Source organism: Pseudomonas sp. TE3728, assembly GCF_056279145.1.
This window is the reverse complement of the sequence record NZ_JBWBQT010000001.1, coordinates 6,412,657-6,431,874: the sequence shown is the minus strand read 5'-3', so window position 1 is coordinate 6,431,874 and position 19,218 is coordinate 6,412,657. Positions and strand designations below refer to the sequence as shown.

The window sequence follows — 19,218 nt, the reverse complement described above, 5'->3', positions numbered from 1 at the left end:
ATTCGGGACAAGGGCGCACAAGATTGTTAAATTCATCTTCGTGACGCCTATGATCCGCCAGGACTGTCCCACCGCGTCCTGATTATTAGTGCTCTCAACGGAACTGAACCGCCTTGAAAACTCTTCGCACCTCATTCGCCTGGCCGCTGGGCCTGCTGCTGTTGCTGCTGACAGCGAACCTGCACGCCCAGCCACCGGAGCCGACCGAACTGCTGGTCAACGCCCCGATCACCGCGCCAAAAGTCACCTTCGATACGCAAACCCGCGCCTGGCTCGACACCCACCCGCAAGTTACCGTGGCCATTTGGAGGGGGGCGTTACCGCCGCTGCACATGGGATTCGAGCAAAGCAAGTTCGAAGGTGTCGCGGCGGATTACCTAGGTGTGATACGCGAAACCACAGGATTGCGCTTGAACATCTGGCGCTTCGCGACCCGCGCCAAGGCCAGAGAGGCGCTCGAGCAAGGTCAGGTCGACATGCTCGCGCTACATGACGTGAGTGAAGGACAGGACGGTGCTATCACCCAGTCCAGGCCCTATCTGTTGAACCGCAAAGTCATTGTCCGGCGCATTGGCGAAACCCTGTTGCCCTCTCAGGATCTGCGGGGGCAGCGTCTGGCCTACGTCGGTGATGACTCGGTTGGCACCCTTTTACACAAACAATATCCACACGCGACACTGATCCGGCACTCCAACCACTTGAATAGTCTGACCTCGCTGGTGTATGACCAAGCGGATGCCCTCTGGACTGATGCCATCACCGCCGAATTCCTGATCAGGCTGCTTTACAGCAACGACGTTTATATTGCTGGCGACGCCCTCTCCACCTCGGCCAATATCAACTTTGCCGTCAGTGATCGCAAACCGCAGTTATTGGCGGCGATCAACACCACCCTGGACGCGATATCTCCCACCGACATGATGCGGATCACCACGCGCTGGGGGCTGAGCAACAATTTCGTCGTCGACGAACCGCCACTGAACCTGGATGCGGCCGAGACCGCCTGGCTCGCAGCCCATCGAAAGATCAGGGTATTGGTAGCCGGTTCCTACGCCCCCCTGACGTTTTTTGATGACCATGACCGACTCCAAGGCCTGAGCGCGGACTTGTTGAAAATCGTCCGGCAACGCACTGGCCTAGAGCTTGAAATCATTCGCAGCAACAGCATCCCCAACATGCTCAAGCAGCTTCAGGACAAACAGGCAGATCTCATCGCGGCATTAAGCATCGGCGACTTGCGGCTGGACCCCGAGCAATACACCCGGCCTTACCTCATCAGCCCGTTCGTCGTGGTGACCCGGAGCTCAGGGGCCACTATTCGCAGTCTTGAAGAACTCAAAGACAAGCGCCTGGCCATCCCTGCCGGCAATCCGCTTTCCAATTGGCTCGCACAACACCATCCCGATATCATTCAGGTTCCAGTCGCCACGGCAGTGCGTGGCATCGAACTGCTCTCCAAGGGTGACGTGGGCGCCAGCGTGCATACCCGGTTTGGTGCCGATTATTTCATCAAGCACCATTTCCAGCAGGACCTGAAGATTGCCGCAGTGATCGGCCCCTATCCCGGGCGTATCGCGATGGCGGTCGCTACCGACGACATGATCCTCAAAAGCATCATCAACAAGGTGCTGCTGGGCATCCCGCCCGAAGAATTCAAGACCCTGAGCGATCGCTGGCGCAATCACGCTGCCCCTGCCGTTTCCAGTTCCTGGAGCACCTATAAGGACGACGTTTATAAAGTCATCGGCGTAGCCATTGCATTCGTCCTGGCGTTTCTTGTCTGGAATTATTACCTGCAAATCCAGATCAAAAAACGACGCAGCGCCGAGTTGGCCCTCAGTGACCAGCTGACCTTCAGCAAAACCCTGATCGATGGCTCGCCCATTGCACTTTATGTACGAGACAAGGCCGGCCGTCTGGCTCATTGCAACCGGGCCTATCTGGGGTTTTTACAGACGACCCAGGAAGAAGTTATTGGAAAGACATTGCTCGATGCCGGCGTCATCTCGCCGGAATTGAGCCGCCAGTACCAGCAGATCTATCGGGACACCGAGCGGCATGGAAAACCAACGTTCGCCGACCTAGAAATCGAAGTGAAAGGCCAGCCACACCGCATTTATCACTGGACCCTGCCCTTCCAGAGCAGCACGGGCGAATTTTCCGGTGTGATCGGCGGCTGGCTGGACATCAGCGAACGTGAGCAATTGATGGAACAGCTACGCCTGGCCAAGGAAGCCGCCGATGAGGCCAACGAGTCCAAATCGATTTTCCTGGCGAGCATGAGCCATGAAATCCGCACGCCGATCAGCGCCCTGATCGGCCTGATCGAAATGCTCCGCGTACGCGGTGGCAGTCCGCAGCAGATCGATGAAAACCTGGCGGTGGCCCATCAGTCCGCGCAGTCGTTGTTGTCGTTGATTGGTGACATTTTGGACCTGTCGAAAATCGAAGCCGGCGCCATGGTCCCATCGCCTCGGCCGACAAAACTCAATGAGCTGCTGCATTCCGTCCACAAGCTGTTCGAGATCAACGCAAAAAACAAACACCTGACGTTTGATCTGGTGATCGAGGCGAGTGATCAACAGGTGATTATCGACGCGTTGATGCTCAACCAGATCATCGCCAACCTGATCAGCAACGCCATCAAGTTTACTCAGCAAGGTTTTGTCGAACTGTCATTGAAGCAGTTGCCCGATGACGCCAAGTCAGGCTTGGGGCGCTACTCGATCGAGGTTCGCGATTCCGGTAGTGGTTTGACCGAACGTCAGAAAAAAGCCGTTTTCGAGCCGTTTGTTCAGGTCGCGCAAAACGCCAGCGCCGGCAGAAGTACCGGGCTGGGTCTGAGCATTTGCACTCGTCTGGCTCAGTTGCTCGATGCCCGACTGAGTGTCGACAGCCAGCCCGGCAAGGGCTCATGCTTCAAACTGGAATTCGCCGCCGAGCGCACCCGACAAGACCTGGCCCCGGCAGCTCCCCAAGCCCCTGCGCAATCGGGCCGAGTTCTGAATATTCTGGTGGTCGAAGACCATGCACCCAATCGTCTGCTGCTCTGCCAGCAGATCGAATACCTCGGCCACTGCGCCATGCCCTGTGATGATGGCGAAGCCGCGCTGGCGCAATGGAAACAGGCCGACCCACCGTTCGACCTGACCATCACCGACTGCAACATGCCACGCATGGATGGATATGAACTGACCCGCCAGATGCGCCGCATCGAACAGGCCCGAGCCGAAGGAGCCCACCCGATCTTCGGCCTCACCGCCAATGCGCAGTCGCAGATCATTCAGGATTGCCTTGATGCCGGCATGACCCAATGTCTGTTCAAACCCATAGGTATCGAAGCCCTGACCGAACACATCGGCACGGTCTCGGCCCAAATCGAACGCAGGGCCAATTCCGCCCGAACCACCGGCGGCGAGCTGCAAAAACTCAGAGTGCTGGCGCCCGAAGCATATGCGCCTTTGGTGGATGAACTCATCCGTACCAACCGCGAGGACGGTGCCCGGCTCGAGCAACTGGTGCTCAACAACGACTTCGAAAAAATCATCGGCCTGGCCCACAAGATCAAGGGCGGTGCCCAACTGGCCGACGCCCGGGACCTTATCGAGGCCTGCGTGCAGCTGGAGTCGCTGGGGTTTCAGGCAAATGCGTCTTCGTGTGATGCACAGGCCAAGATGCTGTTAAGCGCCATGCAAGCATTGGAGGAGCGGTTGCTGGAAGATCTTTAGCGACAACTGGGTGTTTGGATATCGTTGATCCCAGACACCGCCATCACAAATGCTCGGGTATCTACATCGACAATCGCGTATATCCACGAGGCAGGCCAAATACAGGCAAAAAAAAACCGTCGCTCCTGGGGTTCAAGCACGACGGGTAAAAAAGCAAGAAGCAGCGATTCTCGCAGACTGATCAGTTCTTTATGGATTGACGCGATTAAGCTCTACGCGTATGGCCACTCGGCGATTCGGCGCATAACAACTGATCTGTTCAGTCCGCGGGCCATAGCAGGTGTGAACCACTGGTTCGCGGCTGCCGGCGCTTCCGGTGCTGAGGATCGATTCAGCAATGCCGCCGTCGATCAGCATCTGGCGTACCGTGTTGGCCCGTCGCTCGCCTAGCAGCTGATTGTCGAACACCGTGCCGAACTGGTCGGTGTGGCCGGTCACCTGGACATGCTTGATCTGCGCATCATCGCGCTGCAACTCACCCAGCAACTGGCCGATGGCGTTGCGCCCAGCGGCGCTGATGTCACGGTAATCGGACTTGCCATAAGCAAATAGCACGTCGCTGGCCAGGGTGTAATGCTTGAAGCGCGCATCGTCCTTCAAATACTCGTAGTAACGGCAGGTCTCGACATTCGCAGCACGGGAGAGCGTGTGCATCTGGGAGCGTGTGGCCTTCAACTCACGTTCAGCCTCTTCGCGTTTGATCGGCATGGGGAAGGTATTACCGTCCTCACGCACCTTCAGGTAGTAGGTTTGCCCACCTTCCAGGTTAGCCAGATAAAGGTCGTTATTCTTGCCGTTGTAGGTCGGGGCATCGTCCAGATAAGCGCCTAGGGTGTGACTACCCGGGGCTAGGCAGAAGCTGGTGAAACCGCCCGGCAACAGGCCAGTGTGGAACTCGCGGTCGATGTACACATGGGCCGCGCCTTTCCGCTGTACGCCGTACTTGTGCCGGTAATACACCACTTGTGCCTGATCGACCGCCACCGGCGGCACCCCCACGTAAGCGGCATAGAACACCCGCCCGGCGACCTGACCGGCCTTGGGTTCTTGCGCAAGCGCAGGATGAGCGGACAGTAACGTGAAGCCTGTCAGCAGCGCAGCTCGATTCATGTTTCGCATAAGAGTCATCTGGGTACCATCGCCAGCGCCGGTCATTGGGGCGCCTGGAAAATCAAATCAAACACCATGGGGTTGCCGTTCGCGGCACACCGCTCGAGCCGTCATTATCTGAGCGCACAACTCCGGACGATATAAGACCCGTCTCAGAAATCGCCTACAAAATAATGAAAGCGGGGCAGTCGAAAAACAGGCAAAAAAAACCCGACGCAGCCATTGCGTCGGGTAAAAACAGGGAGGAGCACCAACCTCCCCGGGAAGCATCAACGTTGGGTGTCGACCCGCACCACCACACGACGATCCTCGGCATAGCAAGCGATCTGCTCGGAGCGAGAACCGTAGCAGCCGTTGGTCACAGGCTGATCGGAACCGGCACTGCTGGCGCTGACCGCCGATGCAGGCAAGCCACCCTCAAGCAACATGCGACGCACGGTTTGCGCACGCTTGAGGCCCAGCAGGTGATTGCTCGCCTGCGAACCGATCGGATCGGTGTGGCCGACCACTTCGACGCGGTCAAGGTTGGCGTTTTCCTGCTTGAGCTGGGTCACCAACTGACGGATCGCTTCGCGGCCCTGGAAGGTGATGTCCTGGTAGCCCGACTTGCCAAAAGCAAACAGAACGTCGCCGGCCAAGGCATAGTCCTTGTACTGCGGTTGCGCCACCATCGGCAGGTAACCACAGGCCTGCACGGTCGAAGCGCGGGACAGCGCCTGAACCTGCATGCGCATACCGCTCAGCTCACGCTCGGCGTCTGCGCGGGTAATGGCCTGAGGCGCGCCGTAACCGTCTTCATTGACCCGCAGGAAGTAAGTCTTGCCGCCGTCCAGGTTGGCCGAAAACACATCAGTGCTTTTGCCTTTGTACTGCGGCGCATCCTTCACATAGGCACCCAGGCTGTGATTGCCCGGCGCCACGCAAAACGCGGTGTAACCGCCCGGCAACAGACCGGCGTGAAACTCACGGTCCACATACACGTGGGCAGCGCCCTGCTGCGTGCCCATGCCGCTGGCACGGTAATAAACCACTTGCACCTGACGGTCGGCGACCGGTGCCACTGGCGAGTATTGAGCGCCGAAGACCTTACTGGAGACACTGCCGGGCTTGAACTCCTCGGCTGTGGCGAACTGAGCACTGGCCAAGGCCGCGCTCAGTACTGCAATGTTAAGGAAAGTAATACGTTTAAACATGATCATGACTCCACCGCGAACACTCTGAGGTGCCCGCCGTTATAAATTGGATTGAGGCTGGAACGAACCAACCGCTTGGCACGGTGAGCCGTGCGCAGGCATGACCTGCGCACGGCGTTCACGTTTACACCAGGTTGGTGGTGACTCCGTCCTGTACCAGCAACTGGGCGTCGAGTGACGAGTGTTGGAATACGTTGTAAACCACACCCTCGACCGTGACCTGGCCCTGGCCCGCCCAGTCACCCGGGTCGGTGCCGTCGGCCATCAGATCGTCCAGATTCACCACATCGCCGGTGTTGCCCTTGACCATCATCTGCACCGTGTCGTCGTCGGTGAACAACGACGTATCGCCCTGTGCAAGCACATCGTTCAGCGACAGGTTTAGGGTGTTGTCGCCAGTGCCGGTCAGGTCAATCACCTCGATGGAGTTGATCTGGTCGCTCAACGCGGTCAGATCCAATACCTGGTCGGCGCCGGTCAGTGCCAGGGTATCGATACCGCCCCCGCCATGCACCGTGGTCTGCACGTTCTGCAGTACCTCAACGTCGTCGATCAAAAACAGATTGCTGGCCTCATCACCAACCTGGCTCAGGTCCAGGCTGGTGCTGTCGTCGCCGATATCGCCGCCCACAAGGAGCGAGTTGATAAAAACGGTACCGATCCCAAGCACCTTGAAACTGGCGAATTCCTGCCCGTCGGGCATGCTGATCGATAGCACCTCATAAGCGGTAGCATGGTTGGCGGGCAGCTCTGCCGTGTGGATCAGGGTTCCGTCGGCATCAAAAAACTCGAGGTATCCCCCTAATGGAACGAAATCATGGGGAGGAAAATTGTAATCGATCGTCAGTGTGTTGCCAGCTTTGCCCTTCAGATCGAAATTGGCCATCTCAACGGCAGATTCGTTATTTTTGGTACCTAGTCCTAGGCCTTCGTTGTTGTGCCCAAAACTTGCGTTGGCGCCTATCGCCTCAGTAATGGCAAACAGACCTGTGTCATAGCTGGCCTCTTCACCCGCCCAAGCATCAAGGGGGATCTCATCGAAACTTTCGTATATTGGCGGCCCATTCGATACAACCATGCTTCCGATAAAAACGGCACCGATCCCAAGCACCTTGAAACTGGCGAATTCCTGCCCGTCGGGCATGCTGATCGATAGCACCTCATAAGCGGTAGCATGGTTGGCGGGCAGCTCTGCCGTGTGGATCAGGGTTCCGTCGGCATCAAAAAACTCGAGGTATCCCCCTAATGGAACGAAATCATGGGGAGGAAAATTGTAATCGATCGTCAGTGTGTTGCCAGCTTTGCCCTTCAGATCGAAATTGGCCATCTCAACGGCAGATTCGTTATTTTTGGTACCTAGTCCTAGGCCTTCGTTGTTGTGCCCAAAACTTGCGTTGGCGCCTATCGCCTCAGTAATGGCAAACAGACCTGTGTCATAGCTGGCCTCTTCACCCGCCCAAGCATCAAGGGGGATCTCATCGAAACTTTCGTACCCAATAACAGAGCCTAACCTGAAGACATCCACACGAAAATCAAACGGCTCGCTCCGCTCGCTGATATTGCCAGCGGCGTCCACCGCTTCCACGGTCAGCTCATGGCCACCGTTGCTCAGCGGGGTTTCTGGAGTAAACGTCCAGTTGCCGTCAAAATCCACCAACTCGCGGCCGATTTCCTCGCCATTGTCATAGATGATCACGGTGCTGCCTGACTCGGCGGTGCCGCTGATAGTCGGCCGCGCGTCGTCGGTGGTGTCGCCAGGATCTAGGTTGCCAGTACTGTCGCCTTGATCATCAAATACCGTATCGATGGTCGGCCGGGACGGTGCCTGGGTGTCGATGATGATGGTCCAGGGGGCGGACGGTTCGCTTTGGTTACCGGCCAGATCCTGGGAAATCACGTCGAACTGATGAGAGCCATCGTTCAACGGCGGATTGGGCGTGAAGCTCCAGCTGCCGTCAGAGAGGACGGGTACGCGATCGATCTCGACACCATTGTCGCGAATGATCACCACATCACCGGCTACGCCGCGGCCCACCAGGGTCGGGGTCGTATCGTCAGTGGTTGAGCCGTCGGCCAGCGGATCCTGAATGTCGCCCACATCATCAAGGATCTGGTCGATGGTCGGCGATGCCGAAGCAGTCGTATCGATCTCCAGATTGAAGTCAGCGGTCGGAGCACTTTCGCCACTGGCTGCGGTGACCACGGTAGCACTGAAGGCATAGCTCCCGTCACCCAAGGCCGGGTTGACGGAGTACTCCCATTCCCCACGAGCGTTGACCGGTACACCTTCTTGCAGTAACACGCCGTCTAGATAAACGTTGACGGTCGAGCCCGGCGTTGCCCGGCCACTCAGGGTCGGGGTAGTGTCATCGGTGACGCTGCCACTGGCCAGAGGGCCCTGGTTGACGCCTTCGTTGTCAAACACCTGTTCGATGCTGATGGCAACGGCACTGGTGTCCACAGAGAAGCCAATCGGCGTGCTTTCTGGGCTACGGTTACCGGCGGCGTCGACCACCACGGAGCTGAAACTGTGAGCGCCATCGGCCAGAGGTGGCGCCGGAGTAAACGTCCAGTTGCCTGCTCCATCCACCGGTACGCGATCAATCTCTATGCCATTGTCATAGATGATCAGGGTCGTGTTCGGCTCAGCGGTGCCGCTGAAGGTCGGCGTGTTGTCGTCGGTGACATCGCCGTCGTTAATCGAACCGGTAATCGGGCCAACGTTGTCTTCAAGGTCGCTGCCATCGGCCGCCACTGGCGGGGTGGTATCGACGTTGATCGGATAAACACCGGTCGGATCGCTTTCATTCCCGGCCGCGTTGGTGGCCGTGGCGGTCAGGTTGTTCAAGCCCTCGGCCAGCGGTGGGTTCGGAGTAATGCTCCAATTGCCCAACTCATCTGCCCTGTCAGTGCCCACCAGAACACCATTGGCGTACAGGTTAACAATAGAGAACGGGGCAGCGGTACCACCCACCTCAGGCTCGGTATCGTTGGTGCTGCCGCCAGGCATGATGTTACCGATGCCATCAGGCACGTCATCAGTCACACCGGTGATGCTCGGCGCTGTCGGCCGGCCACCTGCGATCAGCTCGAAGTCGAAACCCTCGGTTGGCGCACTGACGTTGCCGGCCGCATCCACCGCCTCGACGGTCAGTACATGGTTGCCGTTAAGCAAAGGAGGCACCGGTGTATGTGTCCAGAGGCCCTCGGGACCAACGGTTTCACGGCCAATTTCGCGACCATTGTCATAGATGATGACGGTGCTGCCGGGCTCGGCGCTGCCGCTGATATCTGGCTGGGCGTCATCGGTAATGTCACCCGGCATGAGGTTGCCGGTGGAAGTGCCCTGGTCGTCGAAGACCGAGTCGATAGTCGGACGCTCAGGTGCGGTGGTGTCAACGATCACAATGTACGGATCGGAAGGTTCGCTGGCGTTGCCAGCCGGGTCGGTGACGATTACCGTGATCGGGTGCGGGCCTTCTGCCAGCGCCGGGTTCGGAGTGAATTCCCAACGGCCGTCTTCGCCGACGATGACTTCATCAATGATCACACCGTCGTCGATGATGGTGACTTTATCGCCCGGATTCAGGCCGCCGCCACCAAAGGTTGGCGTGGCGTCGTCAGTGACATCACCATTTTCGATGTTGCCCTGGATAGGACCGACATTGTCGATGGCTTCCTCAATGCCACCGGTACCCGGACCCGGTTTGACCGGTGCGGTGGTGTCAACGATCACGATGTACGGATCGGAAGGTTCGCTGGCGTTGCCAGCCGGGTCGGTGACGATCACCGTGATCGGGTGCGGGCCTTCTGCCAGTGCCGGGTCCGGAGTGAATTCCCAACGGCCGTCTTCGCCGACAATGACCTCACCAATGATCACACCGTCGTCGATGATGGTGACTTTATCGCCCGGATTCAGGCCGCCGCCACCAAAGGTTGGCGTGGTGTCGTCAGTGACATCACCATTTTCGATGTTGCCCTGGATAGGACCGACATTGTCGATGGCTTCCTCAATGCCACCGGTACCCGGACCCGGTTTGACCGGTGCGGTGGTGTCAACGATCACGATGTACGGATCGGACGGTTCGCTGGCGTTGCCGGCCGGGTCGGTGACGATTACCGTGATCGGGTGCGGGCCTTCTGCCAGCGCCGGGTCCGGAGTGAATTCCCAACGGCCGTCTTCGCCGACGATGACTTCACCAATGATCACACCGTCGTCGATGATGGTGACTTTATCGCCCGGATTCAGGCCGCCGCCACCAAAGGTTGGCGTGGTGTCGTCGGTGACATCACCATTTTCGATGTTGCCCTGGATAGGGCCGACGTTGTCGATGGCTTCCTCAATGCCACCGGTACCCGGGCCAGGTTTGACCGGTGCGACGGTGTCGATTGTGATGATGTACGGGTCAGACGGCAGACCGACGTTACCAGCGACGTCAGTGGCAACCGTGGTAAAGCTGTACTCACCATCGGTCAAGGCTGGCGACGGTGTGTACGACCAGGTGCCGTCTGGATTGACGGTGGTTTCGCCAATTTTTTCGCCGTTGGCAAAGATTTCAAGCTTGGCGCCCGCCTCGGCGGTACCGCTAAGGGTCGGAGTGTTGTCGTCGGTGTGGCCGTTCGAGGCAACAACACCTTGCTGATCACCAAAATCATCGACGATCGAGTTGATTACCGACTTGCCCGGGGCGGTGATGTCGACAATGAAATCGAACTCATCGGACGGCTGGCTGACATTACCATCCTTGTCCTTCTCGACAACGATGATCGAATGCTCGCCCTCAGGCAGCGGTGTGGTCGGGGTGAATTCCCACTTGCCATCTTCGCCGACGATCACTTCGCCGATCGGCTTGCCGTTGTCTTCGATGATGATGGTGTTGCCGGGGGTGCCGACACCGGTGAAGGTCGGGGTTCGGTCGTCTGTCGAGTCACCCTTGTTGATTGGCCCTTGAACGGCACCGACGTTGTCAGTGGCGCCACCAATGCCGGGCGTGCTCGGAATGCCCGGAATGATCGCTGCGTCGTCGTGTTTGTTATCGTCGTCACGAGTCAGCGCATAGGCTGCGCCCAGCAGGCCAAGTGCGCCCAGGCCCAGCAAGGCCGGCCAGAACCAGCCGATGCCGCCGCCGGCGACCAGGCCATTGCCGAAGCCAACCAGCTCCTGAGCACCCAGCACCTGCGGCGAGGAAACGCCGTCGGAGAGGAAAGCCGCCGCATGGTCTTGCTCAGCGTCGGACGAGATGTACTCATAGTAGGCGCCGTCTTCGGCGATACCGACCAATTGACCGCTGCTCTCGTAGAAACCTTCGATGATCAGTTGCGGCTGGTTAGGGTCGGTCCCTTCGGTGGCCACGTGCAGGTCGTTGCCGACGCGCTTGATGGTGAGGTTTTCCGGGGCAACCGGGTTTTCGCCACCTTCGGCGAGAATGTATTTACCGTCTTTCACCGCTTTGATGCGGACGGGCTCGCCCTGTTTAGTGGTGCGAAGTTCCACCGATTCGGTAATCGTTTTGCCGTCCACTACGGCGACGTTCACTGCGTTTGTATTCACTCTATTGCCTTCATTCGTCAGGTTGGTCTCTCCGCACCGGCGTTCCGGCACGTCCTAATCATCCAAGGCCTGCACGGTTAGAAGGCAGCACCTCGGGATAGGCAAATGTTGAGCCCTGACGTCTGCTGGCGATATGAGACCTGTCCCAAAACAGGAATAGTCCTACAAGACACATCGACCATTACCTGACTCAACTCGCGTTGTTTCGTCCATACCCGTATTGGCGGATCGAATATGCCTACAGATTTTTCCCTCTATTTAAATAAGGTCCTTCAAAGACCTCTGCGGATGTATGCCAGATTTTCAATTATCAAAATTGAGACAAGTCCTACATTGAGCACGCACTATTCTGGGTGAACCTAGAAAGGCAGTCATCACATTGAGTGGGTAACGCGGCCGGTGGCCGCCATTGCAAGGAAGCTATCAACTTTCCCGGAGAAGAATCATCGGGGCCACGACTGTTTCTTTCATAAACCATTCCAGGAGCCTCGAATGACGGCCACTCCTCGCCTCAGTGTTTTTACCCCACAACAATTACTGTGCATCTTTACCAGCAGCGCACTTTCTTTCTCGGCCCAGGCCGCTGAACTGACGCGCGACAATGGCGCAGCGGTTGGCGACAACCAGAACTCACAAACCGCAGGTGCAAACGGCCCAGTGTTGCTGCAAGACGCACAGTTAATCCAGAAACTTCAGCGCTTTGATCGTGAGCGCATTCCCGAGCGTGTGGTGCATGCTCGTGGCACCGGTGCCCACGGTATATTTACCGCCACTGACGACCTCAGCGACCTGACCAAAGCCAAGGTATTTACCACCGGCACCGTCACGCCAGTGTTCGTACGATTCTCGTCCGTGGTACACGGCAATCACTCACCGGAAACACTGCGCGACCCTCGCGGCTTCGCTACCAAGTTTTATACCGCCGATGGCAATTGGGACTTGGTCGGCAACAACTTCCCAACTTTTTTCATCCGTGATGCCATCAAGTTTCCTGACATGGTCCATGCGTTCAAACCTGATCCGCGCACCAACCTTGACGATGATTCGCGTCGCTTCGATTTCTTTTCCCATGTGCCTGAAGCCACCCGTACGTTGACCGAGCTGTATTCCAACGCTGGCATCCCGTCCAGCTATCGGGAAATGGATGGCAACAGCGTCCATGCCTACAAGTTCGTTAATGCCAAAGACGAAGTGCATTACGTCAAGTTCCACTGGAAGAGCCTGCAAGGCACCAAGAATCTTTCACCGAGAGATGTCGCTCAGGTGCAAGGAGCTGATTACAGCCACATGACCAACGACCTGGTCAACCATATCAGTAAGGGAGACTTCCCAAGGTGGGATTTATATGTGCAGGTGCTCAAACCTGAAGAACTGAGCCGGTTCGAGTTCGATCCACTGGACGCCACCAAGGTCTGGCCGGACGTACCGTTCCGTAAAGCCGGGCAAATGGTGTTGAACCGCAACACGGCAAACGTTTTCCAGGAAACCGAGCAGGTCGCCATGGCCCCTTCCAATCTAATCCCGGGTATCGAGCCATCAGAAGACCGTCTCTTGCAGGGACGCCTGTTTTCCTACGCCGATGCACAGATGTATCGCCTGGGCGCCAATGCGTTTCAGGTGCCGATCAACACGTCGAAAAAAGCCATCAACAACGGGAATCAGGATGGCGCGCTCAATTCGGCCAGCACCACTACGGGCATCAACTACCAACCAAGCCGCTTGTTGCCACGCGAAGAATCCCCCAACGCTCGTTACAGTTCGCTCGCCCTGTCTGGCAGTACCCAACAAGCAAAAATCCAGCGTGAGCAGAACTTCAAGCAAGCCGGCGATCTGTATCGCTCGTTCAGCAGGAAAGAGCGCCATGACCTGATCGAAAGCTTTGGCGGCTCGTTAGCCAGTGCGGACGATGTGAGCAAGCACCACATCCTGTCTTTCCTTTACAAGGCCGACCCCGAATACGGTGCCGGCGTCACCAAAGCCGTGAAAGGCGATCTTCTTCGCGTTCAAGCGCTGGCTTCGCGTCTGACCGACTGATCCATCTTCTCGCTGCATCCCCGGGGATGCAGCGACGCAACCGCTGAGCAAGGTGTTACATGGATTCAGATTTTAATGAACTGATTAAACATACAGTGACCTGGCTGCCTGTTGTGTTGGAGTACAGCATCAACATTGCATTGGCGGCCACGACGCTGGCTGTTGGTTGGTGGCTGATCAGCACGGTGACTGGACGAATCGGTGTTGTTTTGGGAAAACGCAGTGTCGATAAAACCTTGCAAGGTTTTATCGGTAGCCTGGTCAACATTGCACTTAAAATCATGCTGATCATCAGCGTCGCTTCAATGATCGGCGTTCAAACTACCAGTTTTGTTGCCGCTCTCGGTGCTGCCGGTCTGGCGATAGGCCTCGCATTACAGGGCAGTTTATCCAACTTCGCTGGTGGAGTACTGATCCTGTTGTTTCGTCCGTTCAAAGTGGGCGATACGATCGAAGTACAGGATGTGTATGGCAAAGTAGACTCCATCCTGATTTTTCACACCGTTATCCTCAGCCCCGATAACAAGCGCATGGTTGTTCCCAACGGTAGTTTGTCCAATGGCGTCATCATCAACTTTTCCAGCGAACCACTGCGCAAAGTAGTGTTCGATGTCGGAGTGGATTACAACGCCAACCTGGAAATAGCCCGGCAAGTTTTGTTGGGGTTGTGTAACGACGCCAGAATACACACAGACCCGGCCCCCATCGTGGTGGTGACGACATTGGGCGATAGCGCAGTGACTTTGTCGCTACGCGTCTGGGCTGACAATGCCGACTATTGGGACCTGATGTTTCTGTTCAACGAAAAGACGCGCGATGCACTGGCTCAGAAAGGCATTGGGATACCATTTCCGCAACGAGTCGTCACGGTCATCCAGGGTTGACTGACAGCCTCTTACAGGACAAATAGCAATGCCCGATAAAGAATTAAGAATAGTGATAGCGGACACGAGCCTGCCCCGGTTGATTCAACTTGAAAAATCTTTAAATAGATTGGGCTACCACAGAATATTGCCCGTACAGGTCTTCGAAGATTTATGGGTGTTGACCCACAAACTTAATGACACTTCTTATGTACTAATCGCAAACAAAGACTTGGCACTAGACGCTAAATTTGACTGGGTCGCATTTTGTCAAACGATCCGCAAAACAAATCATGCTCTACTCTATGAGAGCCATCCCGCAGAGTTGATTTCGATTTCGCTTACATCGTCCAGGGCATTCTCTACCCGTTGCGTGAGTGTACCCAATGACGAACTCATCGAAGCGTTCATGATTAGCGCTGACCCAACGTCACCTTGGGAGGCTACTTGGACAAATAACCCATGCGAGGCTAATAGCCAATTGCTCGTATTAGAGAACAACGATATTCGCGAGCCTCTCAAACCGTCAGAATAAATCCATGAACACAACCCTTTTCGTCATTGCGGCGTTCGGTCTGATACTAACGGGGTGCGCAAAAGCGACAACAAACCCTAGCCTCGTTGAGGCACGCGAACTCTTTACTCTGTTACAGAGCAAACCCGAGGCACATACGTTGGCAGCTAATGAAGTAAAAGAAGCATTCGCGGTGCTTATTCAGGCCGATCTATTATCTAACACAGATATTAGCTCACCTGAGATTGACAAGCTTTCGCGCATAGCGAAGCAAAAAATTGCACTCGCAGAGCAGGCAATATCAGATCGCAAAATCGAGCAACACGTTCATTGATTTCACATTCTATCGGGAAGGCACCATGCAATACGATTCGCTACATACCCTGCTTTACCAACTCAACCAGAACGTATTATCGCTAAGCAGAGCTACCGATGCAATCGGAGACTGGATTGGCAATACCGGATCCACATCAACTTCGACAAAAATTTCTGAGCATCTTGATATGGTAGAAAGAAACTCAGAAGCCATCGCCAATGCCATGGCCGATCTGGCCATAAGCAGGACACCATTAGCCAAGTAACGGTTATTCAAATAAAAGGAAATCATGATGCAAAAAAAGATCGCAGCTGAGTTTTTGGGGACTTTTTGGTTAACCTTCGGAGGTTGTGGCAGCGCGCTCCTGGCCGCCGGATTTCCAATGCTGGGCATCGGATTCGCTGGGGTGGCATTGGCCTTTGGCCTGACCGTGCTCACAATGGCCTACGCTGTAGGCTCTATCTCCGGCGGGCATTTCAATCCTGCCGTCACGATTGGTTTGTGGGCGGGTCGTCGATTTCCAGCGCACGATATCCTTCCTTACATTGCCGCCCAAGTCATGGGTGCCATCGCAGCGGCAGCAGCGCTTTATCTCATTGCCAGCGGCAAACCCGAGTTCATCGCCGGTGGATTTGCCGCTAACGGATACGCGTCTCTCAGCCCCGGAGGCTATAGCCTGTTGGCCGCACTTTTAATCGAAGTTATCGCAACCTTTTTCTTTCTGTTCATTATCATGAGGGTCACCTCTCCCACTGCACCCAATGGATTTGCACCCATTTCCATTGGCCTTGCCTTAACGCTTATTCACCTGATATCGATTCCTGTCACCAACACTTCGGTCAATCCAGCCCGAAGTACTGGACCCGCTCTGTTTGCGGGAGTGGCCTACCTGGAACAGCTTTGGTTATTCTGGGTCGCGCCAATTGCAGGGGGTATCCTTGGGGCTTTAGCGGCGCGCGCGCTGGACGATAAAAAATCTTCTTCTCTGTAAGCAACTGATAATCAAATAATATTTTTCTTCTGCTGGGTTCAAACGCGAGGCTCCAGGCCTCGCGCTTGGGCCTGTCATTTAATAGCACCTAAGAAAACTAGTGAAAACGCTTGGCAGTGAGGTAACTCTTATTCCAATAACTATTTTCCAGGGAATCGATACGGATACTTTTTCCTGCTCTTGGTGCATGAATGAATCGATTATTACCGATGTAAATACCCACATGCTCCATACGATTGCGACCGTTATGTTTGAAGAACACGGCGTCCCCGGATTTTAGATTTCGACGATAAATCGTTTTAGCCTTTGAGTTCAGCATCGAGGATGTTGATCTTGGGATATGAATTCCAGCCTCGCTGCGAAAGAGATAAAAGAGCAACCCACTACAGTCAAAACCTTTACTGACGGAAGAGCCTCCCCAGCGATAAGGGGTTCCAATTAGTTCATGCGCCCGGCTTATTACTTTCTCCACATGCCTGGAGGAATCAGGGGCGACAATTGAACTATTATCCCTGTACGCTTTGCTTGTATAAGCAGTCTGCTTTGTGGATGCAAACAGATAACCAGAGAATAAATAACCGACAACTATAATCAATATAATTTTTGACACGACATGCACCAGAAGTAGAGTTTAGACCATCTGGAACACAGGGTATTTAGAAGACCAAGACCATCAAATAGGATTTGTCTGAGTCATGGCCAGGGGAAGGGTTTGGGCCGACGAACGGAGCTCAGGCAGTTAGCTTCAGCCTAATACAGGCCTCGTCGCCTGACGAGCCGAACAGAGCAGAGCTCCTTTCCCTATATGCCAGCAGTGCTATGCGCGCGATAAATTTCAAGCCATTTGCGTAACGATTGCTATTTAAGCTCAACGAAAACTAATTCGCCTTTGTTTTAAGCAGTTGCTCCCGCATAAATGGATACCAATCTAGTCAAATTAGTTGTGATTGGCGGACGTTTAGCCCGAAATCGCAGCGGTGTTTTCATGTGTGCGACATTGCTCATCATCTTTTTCGTCAAACGCGTACGAGCTGATCAATAAGTCCTAAACGGGGCACAATCGTACCAGGCCTAAGCAATGCACCTGGCGCCACCACCGCGTTTGCACCGATTTTAGTACCGTCCCCTACCAATGCACCGAACTTGCTAACGCCAGTCTCAATGACGCTTTGGTTGTATAAGAGGCTGATGCTTGTCCCATTCAGTTCGTTGCGGTAATTGGCGATCACAGCCCCGGCTTCGATATTGACGTTCTCGCCCAGCAGGGAGTCGCCAACAAAGTTGAAATGTGCCAGCTTGCTACCGTTGAGCATGAAGCTGCTTTTCAGTTCGCAGCTAGGGCCAATGATGCAATGACTACCAAGGTATACCCCTCCCCGTAGGTAAGCCCCAGTAGCTACAAAGCAATCTGGACCTATAATTACTGGACCCTTGATGACCGCCCCAGGCTCCACCCTAGCAGTCTCATGCACCGCAACTTCACCTTGCAGCCGGTATCCGGGCCCGAGTCGGGCGAGCAAAGCGCGCACCAAATTTTCGGATGCTTCAGTGACGTGCCACGCCACATTGGCGGTGTCTCCCAAGCCTAAATCCTGCCAACGAGCAATAAATTGGGTGATATTGACTGCTTTCATCGAGACGACCTCCTAGATAATTCAGGGACATAGCTGCATTTTACCTCGGATGTTCGTTGCCCACCGATCAAACCGCAGTGGTACTTGAAACCTAGTCGACCCTGCCAGGTCAATGAGCTGTGCCCCCCCTCGATACCGAATGCAGCTTTCAATTAACCACTAACTCGTATGACAGCAGCTTCATCGGGACTTTCTCATATAGCAATGGATAAGCGGAGTTGAGGGGAAACACTTCTCCCCTCGCTCCCCCGTATTGCTATTGCGACCGTCCCTCCCTCGAAGCAAGTGGGTAAACCAGCCAGGACTCTCCATCGATTTGTTGCCAGGACGCACCTTTCGCCATCAATATGCTCGCCAATCGCTCACGAACCTGATTGATTTCCGGATTTGAGAAACTTTCGATAAAACGTCCCCGCACCGAATAAAGCTGTTTGATATTTCGCTCTATTCGGTGAATCAAAAAGACAAACTGGGAAATGGCTCGACCCATTACTTTAGCCTCTTCCTTGGCGATGAAATTGCACACTATCAACGTATTGTTCTCACATCGATAAACCAGTTCAAAATCTTCCAAGTGAACCCGCCACCCCAACACATAATCGCTTCTTTCAAAATAAGCGACTTCTGGCAGCAACCCTTGCGACTTAAGAAAATGCGTGACGGGATCAAGAGATTGGAGAGCAGACATATCACTTCAGCACCATCTGCAGCGCACTCACTATGCGCTCAAAGAGGCCGACCAGTTCACGGGTGACATCCCGCAATTGTCGGGAGGCCTCAGCGGCAGTCTCAGCGGCAGTGCTAAGAATTTTTGCAAAGCTTTCCGCGGCACTGGCAAAGAAATCCCCAAGTACCTGAGTTTGTTGTCCATCGCGACTGTTCCCCGCCGCCACAACACCACCAATCCCTTCTGAAGCTTTGCCCGCCCCCGTGCCTAGGGCTGACGCCACTGCGCTCCCCCTAGCCCCACCTAAAAGACTAAAACCGCCAGATGCAATTTGACTAATCGCACCAGCCATCGCCCCCTTGTAAGTGGAGTCAATTCCGTCTTGCTTGGTCTCAAACGCCAACACCTGTTTGTCAAAACCCATTTTTTGCATGTCACTGTGAAACCCACGCATTGTATCGCGCATGTCGGTGTTCATTTTCTTCATCAATATAATGATGTCATTGATGCTCGTGAATGCGTTGCCTTCCGTACCGGAAGTCCCGGCACCTGAATACTGTGCGGGCAAAGAAACAGCGAGCGGTTGGGTATTGATTGTAGTCATTTTTCTTCTCCTG

14 protein-coding genes are annotated in these 19,218 nt (G+C 55.2%); 7 read left to right on the top strand and 7 right to left on the bottom strand.

Features of this window, described 5'->3' with window-relative positions:
- The first annotated feature begins 113 nt into the window (after positions 1 to 113).
- Positions 114 to 3,728, top strand: a complete 3,615-nt coding sequence (locus ACZ89R_RS28535) for a transporter substrate-binding domain-containing protein (RefSeq protein WP_429547383.1) — start codon at positions 114 to 116, stop codon at positions 3,726 to 3,728.
- Positions 3,729 to 3,917: 189 nt separating this feature from the next.
- On the opposite strand, the gene ACZ89R_RS28530 is transcribed toward ACZ89R_RS28535, so the two are convergent.
- The 3 genes from ACZ89R_RS28530 to ACZ89R_RS28520 all read right to left on the bottom strand — a co-directional run bounded on the left by ACZ89R_RS28530 (position 3,918) and on the right by ACZ89R_RS28520 (position 11,582).
- Positions 3,918 to 4,856, bottom strand: a complete 939-nt coding sequence (locus ACZ89R_RS28530) for an OmpA family protein (protein ID WP_429547384.1) — start codon at positions 4,854 to 4,856, stop codon at positions 3,918 to 3,920.
- A gap of 251 nt (positions 4,857 to 5,107) precedes the next feature.
- Entirely contained in the window at positions 5,108 to 6,031 is a 924-nt protein-coding gene (locus tag ACZ89R_RS28525) for an OmpA family protein (protein ID WP_429547385.1), read from the bottom strand.
- 124 nt (positions 6,032 to 6,155) lie between these two features.
- Positions 6,156 to 11,582: an Ig-like domain-containing protein gene (locus tag ACZ89R_RS28520; RefSeq protein WP_429547386.1), complete on the bottom strand. Its 5,427-nt coding sequence runs from the start codon at positions 11,580 to 11,582 to the stop codon at positions 6,156 to 6,158.
- Positions 11,583 to 12,074: 492 nt separating this feature from the next.
- Between ACZ89R_RS28520 and ACZ89R_RS28515 the strand changes: the two genes are divergently transcribed.
- Genes ACZ89R_RS28515 through aqpZ form a run of 6 tightly spaced genes read left to right on the top strand, consistent with a single transcriptional unit; the run spans position 12,075 to position 16,300 of the window.
- Entirely contained in the window at positions 12,075 to 13,616 is a 1,542-nt protein-coding gene (locus tag ACZ89R_RS28515) for a catalase (RefSeq protein ID WP_429547387.1), read from the top strand.
- 59 nt (positions 13,617 to 13,675) lie between these two features.
- Entirely contained in the window at positions 13,676 to 14,500 is an 825-nt protein-coding gene (locus ACZ89R_RS28510; RefSeq protein WP_429547388.1) for a mechanosensitive ion channel family protein, read from the top strand.
- 28 nt (positions 14,501 to 14,528) lie between these two features.
- Positions 14,529 to 15,014 (top strand): histidine kinase, encoded by a 486-nt coding sequence (locus ACZ89R_RS28505; protein ID WP_429547389.1) that lies wholly within the window; start codon positions 14,529 to 14,531, stop codon positions 15,012 to 15,014.
- Positions 15,015 to 15,018: 4 nt separating this feature from the next.
- A complete protein-coding gene (locus ACZ89R_RS28500; RefSeq protein WP_429547390.1) occupies positions 15,019 to 15,327 on the top strand; it encodes a hypothetical protein in 309 nt (102 codons plus the stop codon).
- 25 nt (positions 15,328 to 15,352) lie between these two features.
- Positions 15,353 to 15,574, top strand: a complete 222-nt coding sequence (locus ACZ89R_RS28495) for a hypothetical protein (RefSeq protein ID WP_429547391.1) — start codon at positions 15,353 to 15,355, stop codon at positions 15,572 to 15,574.
- A gap of 27 nt (positions 15,575 to 15,601) precedes the next feature.
- Positions 15,602 to 16,300 carry an aquaporin Z gene (aqpZ, locus tag ACZ89R_RS28490; RefSeq protein WP_429547392.1) on the top strand — a complete coding sequence of 233 codons (699 nt, stop codon included), beginning with the start codon at positions 15,602 to 15,604 and terminating at the stop codon, positions 16,298 to 16,300.
- Between the two features lie 97 nt (positions 16,301 to 16,397).
- Here the strand turns inward: aqpZ and ACZ89R_RS28485 are convergent, their stop codons facing one another.
- From ACZ89R_RS28485 to sseD, 4 genes are all read right to left on the bottom strand, one after another.
- Positions 16,398 to 16,799: a C40 family peptidase gene (locus ACZ89R_RS28485; protein ID WP_429547939.1), complete on the bottom strand. Its 402-nt coding sequence runs from the start codon at positions 16,797 to 16,799 to the stop codon at positions 16,398 to 16,400.
- Positions 16,800 to 17,316: 517 nt separating this feature from the next.
- Positions 17,317 to 17,934 carry an LbetaH domain-containing protein gene (locus ACZ89R_RS28480; protein WP_429547393.1) on the bottom strand — a complete coding sequence of 206 codons (618 nt, stop codon included), beginning with the start codon at positions 17,932 to 17,934 and terminating at the stop codon, positions 17,317 to 17,319.
- 256 nt (positions 17,935 to 18,190) lie between these two features.
- Complete coding sequence (gene sseE, locus ACZ89R_RS28475) at positions 18,191 to 18,622, bottom strand: type III secretion system effector protein SseE (protein ID WP_429547394.1); 432 nt, start codon at positions 18,620 to 18,622, stop codon at positions 18,191 to 18,193.
- 1 nt (position 18,623) lies between these two features.
- Complete coding sequence (sseD, locus tag ACZ89R_RS28470; protein WP_429547395.1) at positions 18,624 to 19,205, bottom strand: type III secretion system translocon protein SseD; 582 nt, start codon at positions 19,203 to 19,205, stop codon at positions 18,624 to 18,626.
- Positions 19,206 to 19,218: the final 13 nt, after the last annotated feature.